At 66.8% G+C, this 13,887-nt stretch carries 15 protein-coding genes; 13 read left to right on the forward strand and 2 right to left on the reverse strand.

Features of this window, described 5'->3' with window-relative positions; all coding sequences use genetic code 11:
• Nucleotides 1–2 precede the first annotated feature (2 nt).
• From ACVINW_RS26850 to ACVINW_RS26900, 11 genes are all read left to right on the forward strand, one after another.
• Nucleotides 3–2,180, forward strand: a complete 2,178-nt coding sequence (locus ACVINW_RS26850) for a molybdopterin cofactor-binding domain-containing protein (RefSeq protein WP_456754081.1) — start codon at nucleotides 3–5, stop codon at nucleotides 2,178–2,180.
• Between the two features lie 70 nt (nucleotides 2,181–2,250).
• Entirely contained in the window at nucleotides 2,251–2,643 is a 393-nt protein-coding gene (locus tag ACVINW_RS26855; RefSeq protein ID WP_456754082.1) for a hypothetical protein, read from the forward strand.
• Between the two features lie 99 nt (nucleotides 2,644–2,742).
• Nucleotides 2,743–3,144: a FixH family protein gene (locus ACVINW_RS26860; protein ID WP_456754083.1), complete on the forward strand. Its 402-nt coding sequence runs from the start codon at nucleotides 2,743–2,745 to the stop codon at nucleotides 3,142–3,144.
• Nucleotides 3,141–4,583 carry an efflux RND transporter periplasmic adaptor subunit gene (locus ACVINW_RS26865; protein ID WP_456754084.1) on the forward strand — a complete coding sequence of 481 codons (1,443 nt, stop codon included), beginning with the start codon at nucleotides 3,141–3,143 and terminating at the stop codon, nucleotides 4,581–4,583. The genes ACVINW_RS26860 and ACVINW_RS26865 overlap by 4 nt, the downstream gene beginning before the upstream one ends.
• Entirely contained in the window at nucleotides 4,580–7,747 is a 3,168-nt protein-coding gene (locus ACVINW_RS26870) for an efflux RND transporter permease subunit (RefSeq protein WP_456754085.1), read from the forward strand. Before ACVINW_RS26865 ends, ACVINW_RS26870 begins: the two co-directional genes overlap by 4 nt.
• A 115-nt stretch (nucleotides 7,748–7,862) precedes the next feature.
• Nucleotides 7,863–8,312: a hypothetical protein gene (locus tag ACVINW_RS26875; protein WP_456754086.1), complete on the forward strand. Its 450-nt coding sequence runs from the start codon at nucleotides 7,863–7,865 to the stop codon at nucleotides 8,310–8,312.
• Between the two features lie 76 nt (nucleotides 8,313–8,388).
• The gene (locus tag ACVINW_RS26880; RefSeq protein ID WP_456754087.1) at nucleotides 8,389–8,688 is read left to right on the forward strand and encodes a hypothetical protein; all 300 of its coding nucleotides are present in this window, start codon (nucleotides 8,389–8,391) and stop codon (nucleotides 8,686–8,688) included.
• A gap of 9 nt (nucleotides 8,689–8,697) precedes the next feature.
• The gene (locus ACVINW_RS26885; RefSeq protein ID WP_456754088.1) at nucleotides 8,698–10,116 is read left to right on the forward strand and encodes a TolC family protein; all 1,419 of its coding nucleotides are present in this window, start codon (nucleotides 8,698–8,700) and stop codon (nucleotides 10,114–10,116) included.
• A gap of 14 nt (nucleotides 10,117–10,130) precedes the next feature.
• Nucleotides 10,131–11,486 carry a multicopper oxidase family protein gene (locus ACVINW_RS26890; RefSeq protein WP_456754089.1) on the forward strand — a complete coding sequence of 452 codons (1,356 nt, stop codon included), beginning with the start codon at nucleotides 10,131–10,133 and terminating at the stop codon, nucleotides 11,484–11,486.
• 44 nt (nucleotides 11,487–11,530) lie between these two features.
• Nucleotides 11,531–12,004 carry a cupredoxin domain-containing protein gene (locus tag ACVINW_RS26895; protein WP_456754090.1) on the forward strand — a complete coding sequence of 158 codons (474 nt, stop codon included), beginning with the start codon at nucleotides 11,531–11,533 and terminating at the stop codon, nucleotides 12,002–12,004.
• 26 nt (nucleotides 12,005–12,030) lie between these two features.
• Nucleotides 12,031–12,333 carry a copper-binding protein gene (locus tag ACVINW_RS26900; protein WP_456754091.1) on the forward strand — a complete coding sequence of 101 codons (303 nt, stop codon included), beginning with the start codon at nucleotides 12,031–12,033 and terminating at the stop codon, nucleotides 12,331–12,333.
• Nucleotides 12,334–12,393: 60 nt separating this feature from the next.
• Here ACVINW_RS26900 and ACVINW_RS26905 read toward each other — a convergent pair whose 3' ends face one another.
• Nucleotides 12,394–12,618, reverse strand: a complete 225-nt coding sequence (locus tag ACVINW_RS26905) for a GDCCVxC domain-containing (seleno)protein (RefSeq protein ID WP_456754092.1) — start codon at nucleotides 12,616–12,618, stop codon at nucleotides 12,394–12,396.
• A gap of 153 nt (nucleotides 12,619–12,771) precedes the next feature.
• Here ACVINW_RS26905 and ACVINW_RS26910 point away from each other — a divergent pair, with 153 nt between their 5' ends.
• Entirely contained in the window at nucleotides 12,772–13,041 is a 270-nt protein-coding gene (locus ACVINW_RS26910) for a hypothetical protein (RefSeq protein WP_456754093.1), read from the forward strand.
• Nucleotides 13,042–13,267: 226 nt separating this feature from the next.
• Here ACVINW_RS26910 and ACVINW_RS26915 read toward each other — a convergent pair whose 3' ends face one another.
• Complete coding sequence (locus tag ACVINW_RS26915) at nucleotides 13,268–13,513, reverse strand: hypothetical protein (RefSeq protein WP_456754094.1); 246 nt, start codon at nucleotides 13,511–13,513, stop codon at nucleotides 13,268–13,270.
• A 127-nt stretch (nucleotides 13,514–13,640) separates the two neighbouring features.
• Between ACVINW_RS26915 and ACVINW_RS26920 the strand changes: the two genes are divergently transcribed.
• Complete coding sequence (locus tag ACVINW_RS26920) at nucleotides 13,641–13,883, forward strand: hypothetical protein (protein WP_456754095.1); 243 nt, start codon at nucleotides 13,641–13,643, stop codon at nucleotides 13,881–13,883.
• The last annotated feature ends 4 nt before the right edge of the window (nucleotides 13,884–13,887 follow it).

Consider the following 13,887-nt stretch of genomic DNA (forward strand, 5'->3'; position numbering starts at 1 on the left):
CCATGACGCTGATGGACAATTTGTCAGAGCGCGCCACCGACCTGTCGCGGCGCAACTTCCTTCGCGCCGGCGCGATCGCCGGCGGCGGCCTGCTGCTCAGCGTGAGCCTGCCGTTCGCGGGCCGTGAGAGCGAGGCCGCGGCCGCCGACGGCTTCGCGCCGAACGCCTTCATTCGGATCGGCGGCGACGGCAAGGTCGTGTTGACCATGCCCTATGTCGAGATGGGGCAGGGCACCTACACCTCGATCCCGATGCTGATCGCCGAGGAGCTCGAGATCGGACTGACGCAGGTGCAGCTCGAGCACGCGCCGCCGAGCGACAAGCTCTACGCCAACCCGTTGCTCGGCGTGCAGGCTACCGGCAACTCCAACGCGATGCGCGGCGCCTGGCAGCCGATGCGGAAAGCCGGCGCCACCGCGAAGGCGATGCTGGTCGCAGCCGCGGCGAAGCGCTGGAACGTCGAGCCCGCCTCCTGCCGCGCCGAGAACGGCGAGGTGCATCACGCGGCCTCGGGACGCAAGTTGAGTTATGGCGAGCTCGCGGCCGATGCGGCGCAGATGCCGGTGCCGGAGAACGTGACGCTGAAGCGCCCGGCCGAGTTCAGGCTGATCGGCACGCCGGCCAAGCGGCTCGATACGCCCTCGAAGATCAACGGCACGGCGGTCTACGGCATCGACGCGCGTCCACCCGGCGTGAAGATCGCGACGCTGGCACAGTCGCCGGTGTTCGGCGGACGGGTGAAGCGCGTGGACGACGCGGCGGCAAAAGCCGTCAACGGCGTGCGCCAGATCGTGAAGCTCGATGACGCAGTCGCCGTGGTGGCCGATCACATGGGCGCGGCGAAGAAAGGTCTAGCGGCGCTCACGGTCGAGTGGGACGAGGGACCCCACGCCAGGCTCGCCACGGCGGATATCGCGCGCGAGCTCGAAGCCGCCACCACGAAGCCGGGCGCGGTCGCGCAAAATATCGGCGATGCCGACAAGGCGATGGCAGCTGCCGCGACCAAGGTCGAGGCCACCTATCAGCTGCCGTTCCTCGCCCATGCCACGATGGAGCCGATGAACTGCACCGTGCATGTTCGTGCCGATGGGTGCGAGATCTGGGTCGGCAACCAGGCGCTTTCGCGGGTGCAGGCGGTGGCCGCGAAGATGCTGGACCTGCCGCCGGAGAAGGTGGTGGTGCACAATCATTTGCTGGGCGGCGGCTTTGGCCGCAGGCTCGAGGTCGATGGCGTCATTCGCGCCGTGCAGGTCGCCAAGCAGGTCGATGCGCCGGTCAAGCTGGTGTGGACCCGCGAGGAGGACATTCAGCACGACATGTACCGGCCGTACTGGTGTGACCGGATTTCGGTCGGGCTCGATGCATCCGGCAAGCCGGTCGCGTGGAACAATCGCTTTGCCGGCTCGTCCGTGCTGGCGCGCTGGGCGCCGCCGGCGTTCCGCAACGGTCTCGATCCCGACACGACGGAAGGCGCGATCGATCTCGTCTACGACATCCCGAACTTCCACGTCGAATATGTCCGGGTCGAACCACCCGGCATTCCGACTGCGTTCTGGCGCAGCGTCGGGCCGTCGCACAACGTGTTCGTCACCGAGAGCGTGATCGACGAAATGGCGGCGGCGGCCAAGCAGGATCCGGTCGACTACCGCAAGGCGTTGCTCGGCAAGTCGCCGCGCGCCAGGGCAGCACTCGAACTGGCGGCGGCCAAGGCCGGCTGGGGCGGCGCGCTGCCGGCCGGCCGGGGACGCGGGGTGTCGCTGCAATTCGTGTTCGGCAGCTACCTCGCGCAGGTTGCCGAGGTCGAGGTGGCCAAGGACGGCTCGGTCCGCGTCCACCGCGTCGTCTGCGCGATGGACTGCGGCACCGTGGTCAATCCCGACACGGTGCAGGCGCAGCTGCAGAGCGGCATCAATTTCGGCGTCACCGCCGCGCTCTATGGCGACATCACGCTGAAGGACGGTCGCGTCGAGCAGAGCAATTTCGACAGCTACCAGATGCTGCGCATCGATCAGGCCCCGGCCATCGAGGTCCATATCGTGCCGAGCACCGAGCCGCCCGGCGGCATGGGCGAGACCGGGACATCGGGCATCGTGCCCGCCATCAGCAACGCGATCTTCGCAGCCACCGGCAAGCGGCTGCGCAAGATGCCGGTCGATCCGGCGGTGTTGAAGCAGGCCTGAGGCGCAGCAGTGGCGCGATCGTGAAGTCGCACGGATTTGCAGGTTCCGCTGATCCGTGCGACAAGCGGGCATGCATCTGAGGCGGCTCGCCAATCTCTGGATTCTGTTGCTAGTCGCGGCCGGGCTGTTGCTCGCGCCCGTGGCGCCAGCGTTTGCCCGGATGATGCCGGATGCCTCGGCCGCCGCGATGCCGGCCGATCATGCCATGTCAGATCATGACATGTCCGGGCCGGCAATGGCCGACAACATGCCGTGCTGTCCGGACCAAACCAGGAGCAAGGGCTGCGGAGATTGTCCGTTTCTCGCGCTCTGCATGCTGAGCGTTCCGCTGCCTGTGCCAGCCGGCACGGCGTCGCTGGTCAAGCGTGATCCGCAGCTGAGCCGGTTCGCCGCGCGTGACGATCGTTTGCTCGACGATCTCGGCGCCAAGCCTCCCGATCATCCACCTCGAACCCTGGTCTGAGGGGCGCGCAAGCGCCAGATCGCTGACGCGTGCGCCGATGGCGCGCGTGGCGTCGCATGCCGCCGACGCGGTTCATCAGACCTATCGAGGATCACACCAATGAAGTTTTTCCAGCTCGCGCGCGCCGCTGCGGCCGCGCTGATCGGCGTTGCCCTGGCCGGCGCACCTGCCCACGCCGAGATCAAGAACTACGAATTCCAGCTCGTGCAGCCGACCGTCAAGGCCGGCGCCGATCGCATCGTGACGGTGCGGCTGGTCGACAAGACCACCGGGAAGGCCGTGCCCGACGCGGTCATCTTCTCGACCCGGCTCGACATGGCGCCGGACGGCATGCAGGAGATGGCCACCAAGGTGACGCCGATGCCGGGCACTGAGCCCGGCACCTACCGGTTCAAGGCGACCTTCGGCATGGCCGGCCGCTGGCAATTGTCGCTCGGCGCCAAGGTGCAGGGCGAGACTGGCTCGGTCGAGAACAAGCTCGTCGTCACGGCCGAGAAATGAGCCGCCTCATCTGGTCCGGCGCTGCCGCTGCGATCGTTGCAGCGGCAGGCGCCGCATGGGTCGGCCACGGCCTGCCGCCGCGGCCGGCGACCGCTGTCATCGTCTCCGCCGCGCATGCGGCGGAGAGCGCCGCGCCGAGCTATTACCGCGATCCCGACGGCAAGCCGTTTTATTCGGCGACGCCAAAACAGACGTCCGACGGGCGTGACTATCTGCCGGTCTATCCGGATGCCGACAGCGAGGCCGGTGAGCCTGCGCAGCCGGCGGAGGTGAAGGCCGCGAAGGCCGAGCGCAAGGTCAAATATTACCGTAACCCGATGGGCCTTCCCGATACCTCGCCGGTGCCGAAGAAGGATTCCATGGGGATGGACTACATCCCCGCCTACGACGGCGAGGACAGCGACGATGGTTCGATCACGCTGTCGCCGGGCAAGATCCAGCGCACCGGCGTCGCGTCGGAAGCCGCGCAGATGCGCCGCATCCGCACGCTGGTCCGGGCGCCCGGCACGATCCAGCTCGACGAGCGTCGCGTCTCCGTCATCGCGATGCGCGCCGAGAGTTATGTGCAGAAGGTCGCCGACGTCACCACCGGCAGTCGGGTGGCGAAGGGCCAGCCGCTGATGGAGATCTACAGCCCGGCGATCTCGTCCGCCGCGGCCGAATATGTCGCGACCATCAGCTCGAAGGCGACCGCCGGCGTCGAGCCCTATGGGCGCGGCTCCAAGCAGCGGCTGACCAACCTCGACGTCCCCGAACCTGTCATCGCCGAGATGGAGAAGAACCGCACCGTTCCGCTCGCGATCCAGTGGCTGTCGCCGCGCGACGGCGTCGTGTTGCAGCGTGCGGCGGTCGAGGGCATGCGGGCGCAGCCCGGCGACGTGCTGTTCCGGATCGCCGACGTGTCGGTGGTGTGGGCGCTTGTCGATGTCGCCGAGCGCGACCTCGGCAGCATCGTGGTCGGGCAGCAGGTCACAGTCCGCGCGCGCAGCTATCCGGGCCGCAGCTACACCGGCCGGATCAGCGTGATCTATCCGCTGGTCAACAAGGAGACGCGCACCGCGCGGGTGCGGATCGAGTTGCAGAATGCCGATCTCGCGCTGCTTCCGGACATGTATGTCGACGCCGAGATCGACACCGGCAGTGCGGCGCCGGTGCTCACCGTGGCCGACAACTCCATCCTCGACACCGGGAGCCGGCAGACTGTGCTGCTCGACCGCGGCAACGGCCGCTTCGAGCCGCGCGAAGTCAAGCTCGGGCGGCGCGGCGAGGGCTATGTCGAAATCCGCGACGGGATCGCGGAGGGCGACGCGGTGGTCACGTCGGCGACCTTCCTGATCGATGCCGAAAGCAATTTGAAGGCGGCGATCAAGGGCTTTGCCGAAGCCGGCACGAAGCAGGCGGCAAGCGAGGGCGGGATGACGGCTGGAGGCAAGCCATGATCGCCCGCGTTATCGCCTGGTCGGCGCGCAATCTGCTGCTGGTGCTGTTCGGCACTGGCTTTGCGGCGGCCGCCGGCCTCTATGCGCTGGTGCATCTGCCGCTCGATGCGATCCCAGATCTCTCCGATACCCAGGTCATCGTCTACACCGAATATCCCGGCCAGGCGCCGCAGGTGATCGAGGACCAGGTCACCTATCCCCTGACCACGGCGATGCTGACGGTGCCGAAGTCGAAGGTCGTGCGCGGCTTCTCGTTCTTCGGCGTCTCTTTCGTCTATGTCATCTTCGAGGACGGCACCGATATCTACTGGGCGCGCTCACGCGTGCTCGAATTCCTCAACGGCGCCGCGGCGCGGCTGCCGGCCGGTGTGTCGCCGACCATCGGTCCCGACGCGACCGGGGTCGGCTGGGTCTACCAATATGCTGTCATGTCGAAGCAGCTCAATTTGGCCGATACGCGCACCATCCAGGACTGGAATTTGAAATTCGCGCTGGCCAGGGCGGAAGGCGTCGCCGAGGTCGCGAGCGTCGGCGGCTTCGTCAAGCAGTACAACGTGATCCTCGATCCGCAGCGGATGCGCGACCGCGGCATCACCATGCAGCGGATGCGCGATGCGATCCGCGCCAGCAATGCCGATGTCGGCGGCCGCACCGTCGAGCTCTCCGAGTTCGAATATGTCATCCGCGGCAAGGGCTATTTGAAGGACATCAACGACCTCGGCAATATCGTGCTGAAGGCCGACAACGGCACGCCGGTGCTGCTGCGCGACGTCGCGCGCGTCGAGCTCGGCCCCGACGAGCGGCGCGGCATCGCCGAGCTCAACGGCGAGGGCGAGGTCGCCAGCGGCATCGTGCTGCAACGCTTCGGCGTCAACGCGCTCGACGTGATCGAGAACGTCAAGAAGCGCTTCAAGGAGATCGCAACCAGCCTGCCGACATCGGTCGAGATCGTGCCGGTCTATGACCGCTCCAATTTGATCTATGCGGCGATCGAGACGCTGAAGCGCACACTGCTCGAGGAGAGCGTCGTGGTCGCGCTGGTCTGCATCGTATTCCTGCTGCATGTCCGCAGCGCGCTAGTCGCGATCCTGATGCTGCCGGTCGGCGTGCTGATGGCGTTCGGCGCGATGAAGTTTTTCGGCATCGGCTCCAACATCATGAGCCTCGGCGGCATCGCGATCGCGATCGGCGCCATGATCGATGCGGCGATCGTGATGATCGAGAACGCGCACAAGCATCTGGAGCGGGCCGAGCCGGGCCGGTCGCGGGTCGCGATCCTGATCGAGGCCGCGGCGGAAGTCGGACCGGCGCTGTTCTTCAGCCTGCTGATCATCACCGTGTCGTTCATGCCGATCTTCACGCTGGAATCGCAGGAGGGGCGGCTGTTCGCGCCGCTCGCCTTCACCAAGACGTTCGCGATGGCGGCGGCGGCGCTGCTGTCGGTGACGCTGGTGCCGGCGCTGATGGTGATCTTCGTCCGCGGCAGGATCATCCCCGAGCATAGGAATCCGATCAACCGCTTCCTGATCTGGATCTACCGTCCCGTCATCAACGGCGTGCTGCGGGCCAAGAGCTTGGTGATCCTGCTCGCGCTCGGTGCCATCGCCGTCTCGGTCTGGCCGGCGCGGCAACTCGGCACCGAGTTCATGCCCGACCTCAACGAGGGCACGCTGCTCTATATGCCGACCACGCTGCCGGGCATTTCGGTGACCAAGGCGGCGGAGTTGTTGCAGATGCAGGATCGGATCATCCGGAGCTTTCCGGAGGTCGGCTCGGTCTACGGCAAGGCCGGCCGCGCGGCGACTGCGACCGATCCGGCGCCGTCGGAGATGTTCGAGACCGTCGTCAACCTCAAGCCGAAGGAGCAATGGCGCAAGGGCCTCACGCTCGACGGCCTGATCGCCGCGATGGACAAGGCGCTGCAATTCCCCGGCGTCTCCAATGCCTGGACCATGCCGATCAAGGCGCGCATCGACATGCTGTCGACTGGCATCCGCACCCCCGTCGGCGTCAAGGTGATCGGTCCCGATCTCACTGTGATCGACAAGCTCGCCCGCCAGGTCGAGCAGGTCGTGAAGGGCGTGCCCGGCACCTCGTCGGCCTATGCCGAGCGCAGCCTCGGCGGCTACTATCTCGAGATCACGCCGAACCGCGAGGCGCTGGCGCGCTACGGCATCGCGGTGCAGGACGTGCAGGACACCATTGCGACCGCGCTCGGCGGCCAGAGCGTGACCACGACGGTCGAGGGACGCCAGCGCTTCACCGTCAACATGCGCTATCCGCGCGACCTGCGCGACAATCCCACCGCGATCGCCAGCGACATCCTGGTGCCGATGCCGGCCGGCGGCGCGGTGCCGCTCGGCGAGGTCGCCGATATCAAACCGGCGCGCGGGCCGACCCTGATCCGGACCGAGAACGGGCAACTCGCGACCTACATCTATGTCGACATCCGCGATCGCGATCTCGGCGGCTATGTCGCGGATGCGCAGCGCGCGGTGCAGGCCGGCGTGCAGTTTCCGCCCGGCACCTATCTGGTCTGGAGCGGGCAATACGAATATCTCGAACGCGCCACGGCGCGGCTCAGGATCGTGGTGCCGGTGACGCTTCTGATCATCTTCCTGTTGCTCTATCTCAACTTCCGCTCGGTGGCGGAGACCATGATCGTGATGCTGTCGCTGCCGTTCGCGCTGGTCGGCGGGTTCTGGCTGATGTGGGTGCTCGGCTTCAACCTGTCGGTCGCCGTCGCGGTCGGCTTCATCGCGCTCGCCGGCGTCGCCGCCGAGACCGGCGTCGTGATGCTGATCTACCTCAACCACGCGCTGGCCGAGATCACGGCGCGTCGCGCCGCCGAGGGACGGCCAGTCGATCGCGACGATCTCAATCGCGCGATCATCGAAGGCGCGGTCGAGCGGGTGCGGCCGAAGATGATGACGGTGGTCGCCATCATGGCCGGGCTGTTGCCGATCATGTGGAGCACCGGCACCGGTTCCGAGATCATGCAGCGCATCGCGGTGCCTGTCATCGGCGGCATGATCTCGTCGACCCTGCTGACGCTGATCGTGATTCCCGCGATCTTCGCCGTGGTGAAGGGGATCGAGATCCGGGCCAAGGTTCCCGAACCAGAGGCCGCTGTGGCCGCCGTGCGACAGCAAGCACGGTTGTGATCGGAACACGAAGCCTGCTTGCGATTTGGGCTGGATGAACGATACCCTTAGGGGGTATGTATTGATTTGCGGTAGCTTGCGGCGCGGATGAATCGGAGCGATCGGGCGGGTGTTGGTGCGGTTGAACAGGCGAGGGCGGGTGCGGGCGGGATGTTCCATCATCCTGGCCTATCTGTTCTGCGTGATCGCGCCGCCATTTGCGCTGGCATTCGGGGCGCCGTTTCCATGCCTGACCGACGAGGTCCAGCCGGCCGTCGCGGTGCACATGCATGATGCCGCGATGCCGATGGCACATGCCGAGCATGTCGCGCATGATCATGCCGCCCACGATCATGGCGGCATGCACATGCATCACGCGGACGATGGTGCTCAACCCGCAACGCACAGCCACGACGGCAAGAACATGCCGGGCCCGTGCTGCGCCTTGATGTGCGTATCGGCGCTGCCGGCCGATCTTCCCCTGGTCGCCGGTCCCTTGCACCCGATCGCGACCCGTCTCGCCGAGGCCATTCAGAGCCTGCGCAGCGAGGCGCCGGCGCTACTCTATCGTCCCCCCATCGCCTGATCCTGAGCTGACATCGTGGCTGCGCCGCGGGCTCGCGTGCGCATGCCTGTGATTCACTGATGATCGGGACAGACCCATGTTTTCGCATCTCGGGGCGAGGCTCGCCGCCGTAGCCACGCAGCGTGGCCGGCGCGCGCTACCCACATTCGTGCCGCGGATCGCCGCCGTCATGCTCGCGGCCGCGCCGCTCGCCGGCTGCATCGCCGATGGACGGCCGGTCGCCGTCGCGGGCGATCCGGCAAATCCGTCGGCGCGCACGGCCGGTGTCGGCTACCGCTCGACGATTGCGCCTTACGAAAGCCTGCGTCCGGCGACGCCGCTACCCTGGCGCGAGCGCAATGACGGCGTGACGCCGCCGGCCAAATCGGACCGGTAGGAGGGCGCCATGCGACATCTGGCCATTGCGCCGATCCTGCTGCTGACATCCGCGCTCGCGGGCTGCGCGTCGTTCTCGCCCGACACCGGCATGGGCGTGGTCTCCGAAGTGACGGAGAGGGCGATCGGCAAGGACGTCGCCTTCGTGCGTTCCGCGGACGAGGCCGCGACCACCGATGCCCTAGTGAAGCGGCTGCTGGCGCGCAATTTGACGGCGGATGCCGCCGTGCAGGTCGCGCTGTTGAACAACAAGGGTTTGCAGGCGGCCTATAACGAGCTGGCGCTGGCGGAGACCGACCTGGTCGCCGACAGCCTGCCGCCGAACCCGACCTTCTCGTTACAGCGCATCACCGGCAACGGCGCCAGCGAGGTCGAGCGGCAGGTGGTCGGCGACATCCTGGCGCTGGCGACGCTGCCGGTCCGCTCCGAGATCGCACGCGAGCGTTTCCGGCAGGCGCAGCTCAAGGCCGCGCTCGCCACCCTGCGGCTCGCCGCCGAGGTCCGGCGCAGCCACGTTGCCGCGGTCGCCGCCAACGAGACGGTCGCGCTGCTGACGGATGCGAAGGCGACCGCGGAGTCGACTGCGCAACTTGCAAAAAAGCTCGGCGAGACCGGCGGCATGAACAAGCTCGACCAGACCCGCGAGCAGGTGTTCTACGCCGAGATCACGGCTGACCTCGCCAGCGCGCGGCAGAACGCGGCGAGCGCGCGCGAGCGGCTGGCGCGCCTGCTCGGATTGTGGGACGGCGATCTCGGCTTCCGGATTGCGGACCGGCTGCCGTTGCTGCCGAAGCGGCCACTGCAACAGCCGTCGATCGAGGTCGCCGCGGTCGGTCACCGCGTCGATCTGCAGATCGCGCGGATGGAAATCATAGCCCTCGCCAAGGCGCTCGATCTCACCGAGGCGACCCGCTTCGTCACGCTGCTCGACGTCGCCGGCATCGACAGGCGGACGCAGGATCCCGAAGGCCCACCGTTCAGGGAACGCGGCTTCGACGTCCAGTTCCAGATCCCGATTTTCGATGGCGGCGAGGTGCGGGTCCGGCAGGCGGCCGAGACCTACCGGCAGGCGATGAACCGCCTGACCGAGAAGGCGATCAACGTCCGCTCCGAGGCGCGCGACGCCTACCGCGTCTACCGCTCGACCTACGACATCGCGCGCCACTACCAGCGCGAGGTGCTGCCGCTGCGGCAGATCATCACCGAGGAGATGCAGCTGCGCTTCTCCAGCATGCAGGTCGACGTGTTCGCGCTGCTGACCGAAGCGCGGCAGCGGCTCGCCTCGCTGCGCGCGGCGATCGACGCCAGGCGTGACTTCTGGCTGGCGCAATCCGATCTGCAAACCGCGATCAACGGCGGCGGTTCGGCCGGCGCAGCATCGGCACCATCGTCCGTCGCTTCGGCCGCACCCGCCGCCAGCGATCATTGAATGGAGACAACACGATGTTCTCACGGCGTGGATTTCTCGGCAGCGCGGCGCTGGTGACGGCGAGCGCAGTCACCGGCCGGGTGCAGGCCGCTGCCATCCCGGAAGCACCAACCATGGACAAGGCGGTGACGCAGCCGCCGCTGCATCCGACCAGCGGGCCCGACTACCGGCCCGTGGTCACGCTCAACGGCTGGACGCTGCCGTGGCGGATGAACGGCGACTGGAAGGAATTCCATCTCGTCGCCGAGCCCGTGGTGCGCGAATTCGCCGACGGCATGAAGGCCAATCTCTGGGGCTATAACGGCCAGGCGCCGGGCCCGACCATCGAGGCGGTCGAGGGCGACAAGGTGCGCATCTTCGTCACCAACAAATTGCCGGAGCACACCACGGTGCACTGGCACGGCATGATCGTGCCGGCAGGCATGGACGGTGTCGGCGGTCTCAACCAGCCGCACATCAAGCCGGGCAAGACCTTCGTCTACGAGTTCGAGCTCAAGCACAGCGGGACCTTCATGTACCATCCCCATTCCGACGAGATGGTGCAGATGGCGATGGGCATGATGGGGATGTTCATCGTGCACCCGCGCGACCCGGCATTCCGCCCGGTCGACCGCGACTTCGTCTTCATCATGAGCAGCTACCTGATCGACCCTGGCACGTACCTGCCGAAGGTCAACGAGATGACCGACTTCAACATGTGGACCTGGAACAGCCGGGTCTATCCCGGCATCGATCCGATGCCGATCCGGCTCGGCGACAGGATCCGGGTGCGGATCGGCAACCTGACCATGACCAACCATCCGATCCATGTGCACGGGCACAATTTCAGGGTGACCTGCACCGACGGCGGCTGGGTGCCGGAGAGTGCGCAATATCCGGAGACCACGACCGACGTGCCGGTCGGTGCGGTCAGGGCCTTCGACATGCTCGCCGACAATCCGGGCGACTGGGCGTTCCACTGCCACAAGTCGCACCACACCATGAACGCGATGGGTCACGACGTCAGGAATTTCATCGGCGTGTCGCGGCAGGATCTCGCGAAGGTGGTCGGCAAGCTCGCGCCTGACGCCATGGTGATGGGATCGACCGGGATGGCGATGGGCAACATGGAGATGCCCGCGCCCGACAACACGCTGCCGATGATGACCGGCATCGGGCCGTTCGGGTCGATCGAGATGGGCGGCATGTTCACGGTGATGAAGATCCGCGAGGGGCTCGGCCGCGACGATTACAGCGATCCCGGTCCCTACAATTATCCGCCGGGCACCGTTGCCTACGAGGTCGACGCGCCGGCCGCCGAGCCCGCGCGGCAGCCACCGGCCGCGCCCGAGCGAAACGCCAAGCCATCGATGAGGGGAATGAAGATGTAGCGGATCACGCCCATCGCCCACGAACAACACGCAGCAAATCAAAAATGGAGACTCCAGTGAAGAACATCACCACGATCGGCATCGCGCTCGCTGCGCTGTCGCTCACCGCCGTGCCGTCGCGCGGCCACGAAAAGCACGATCACCAATCCTATTCGGCGGGCGAGCCCGGCGATCCCGGCAAGCCGTCGCGCACGGTCGAGATCGAGATGAAGGAGATGGAGTTCACGCCGTTCCGCGTCGAGGTCAAGCGCGGCGAGCAGATCCGATTCGTGATCAGGAATGCCGGCACCGAGGATCACGAATTCCTGCTGGCGACCACCGCGGAGAATTTGAAGCATGCGGAGGTGATGAAGAAGCATCCGCACATGGAGCACGACGATCCGAACGGCGTTCGCGTGGCGCCGAAGAAGAGCGCGGAGATCGTCTGGAAGTTCACCAAGGCCGGGACGTTCGAATATGCCTGCCTGATCCCCGATCACCGCGAGTACGGGATGACCGGCCGCGTCATCGTGAAATGAAACCAGCAACGAGAAGGACGACAATGATGAACAGGATGATCCGGATTGCAGGCGCTGGCGCCGCCGCGCTGGCGCTGACGCTGGGCGCGACGTTCGCGCAGGCCGCAGCGATCAACGGCGAGGTCAAGAAGATCGACGAGGGCGCGGGCAAGATCACGCTCAAGCACGGCCCGGCCAGGAGCCTCGGCATGGATGAGCCGATGACCATGGTCTACCGGGTCAAGGATCCCGCGCTGCTCAAGCAGGTGAAGGTCGGCGACAAGGTCAAGTTCGAAGCCCAGGAAGGCGACGGCGGCTACACCGTCACGGCGATCCAGAAGACGAAGTGAGGCGATGACCGGGGTCGCGGCGTTCGGCGCGCGATGCCGGTCGCACTGTTCGCAAGCCGATCATCGGCCGCCACACGCGGCATCGCCGCAGCATTGTCCGTTCGCCTGGACCGGAGGGCACGGCACCGAGCCGTAGGAGCAGAACACGCAGCAATCGCCGGCCTTGGGCTTGAGGCGAATGCCGCAGTCCGCGCAGTCGTAGAAGAACTGGCAGGCGTCGGTCGGCATGGTCTCGGCCTTGGCGAAGCCGCAGGCCGGGCAGGTCAGGGTGGAGAGCAGTTGCATGTTGGCTTCGTGGACTCCGGTTGAGCCGTCCCCGCCGGGGCGATCCGCCGCCGGTGATTGATATTAACTCTGCCGCGCCGGCGATGCGCCGGCGTTGGAACGCGATCGGTCGTGGCGCGTTGCTGTGCATTGTCGATGTGCAGAAGGCTCCCCATGACAGTCAACGCGGCGATACTGATGGCGGCTCTGGTGCTGTCGGGAACCGTGTTGGCGCAGAGCTCCGGCCCTTCGGCCGGGACCGGGCAGGCCACCAAATTGACCACCACCGGCCAGGCGCTGAACGACACAGGGAAGACGGGCGAGGGCGCGCCGCCGATCGAGCGGGCCGCGCGCCCGGCAAGGCCGGCGGACACCGCCGATGGCGGCACGGTCGGCACGAGCCTTCCGCAGAAGCCGGACCGGCGCCTCGAGCACTACCCGTAACTATCTGCAATCGTTCGTATTCTTTGGAACTCTTCTTGATTAAACACCTCCCGAAGCGGTGCGACGCGCCACTGTCTTGATCCTGTCACGCCAGGTCGGTTAGCCCAGCGTTCTGATTGAATGCGATGGGCTGGTCATGGCCGGGGCGAGCCGGGCGCAGGTTCTTGGACAGGTTCTTGGACAGCTCCTTGGGATGGATCGGCAGATCGGCCGCGTGCTGGTCGTCCTAGCGGTTGCGCAGATCGTCGGCTGGGGCACGCTTGGCCTGCCGGCGATTGCCGGCCACCGGATTGCGGCCGATCTCCACCTTTCGCTGCCGCTGGTGTTCGGCGGCACCTCGACGCTCTACGTAACCATGGGCCTGTGCGGCCCGCTGCTGGTGGAACCGTTCCGGCGGGTCGGCGCGCGGCGGGTGATGATGACCGGCAGCGCGGTCGCCGCGCTCGGGTTCATCGCTCTCGCCTGCGCGCATGACGCGGCGGGTTACTTCATCGCCTGGACGATACTTGGGATGGCCGGAAGCGCGGCGCTGAGCACGGCCGCCTACATCATGCTGAACGAGTGGCCGGGCGGAACGCGAAGAGTGCGATCGGTGCGCAGTGGCGCGGGCGACGATCCCGCTGGTGTTCTACGACAAGAGTGCGTTCGCCAAGACGACCTCGCATATCGCGTTGCCGCTCAACCTGATCTCGGCGGCCTCGCCGCCGGCGCTCGCCTATCTGCTGACCCGGTTCGGCAGCAACGCCGTGCTGGAGCTCGCCTTCGCCTGTTCGGTCGGCGCGCTGGTCATGGTCGCCATTCTCGGCCGCCGGCGCGAGGTCGGGATCGCCGCCGGATCGTGAGAAA

The organism is Bradyrhizobium sp. USDA 4461, assembly GCF_054055655.1.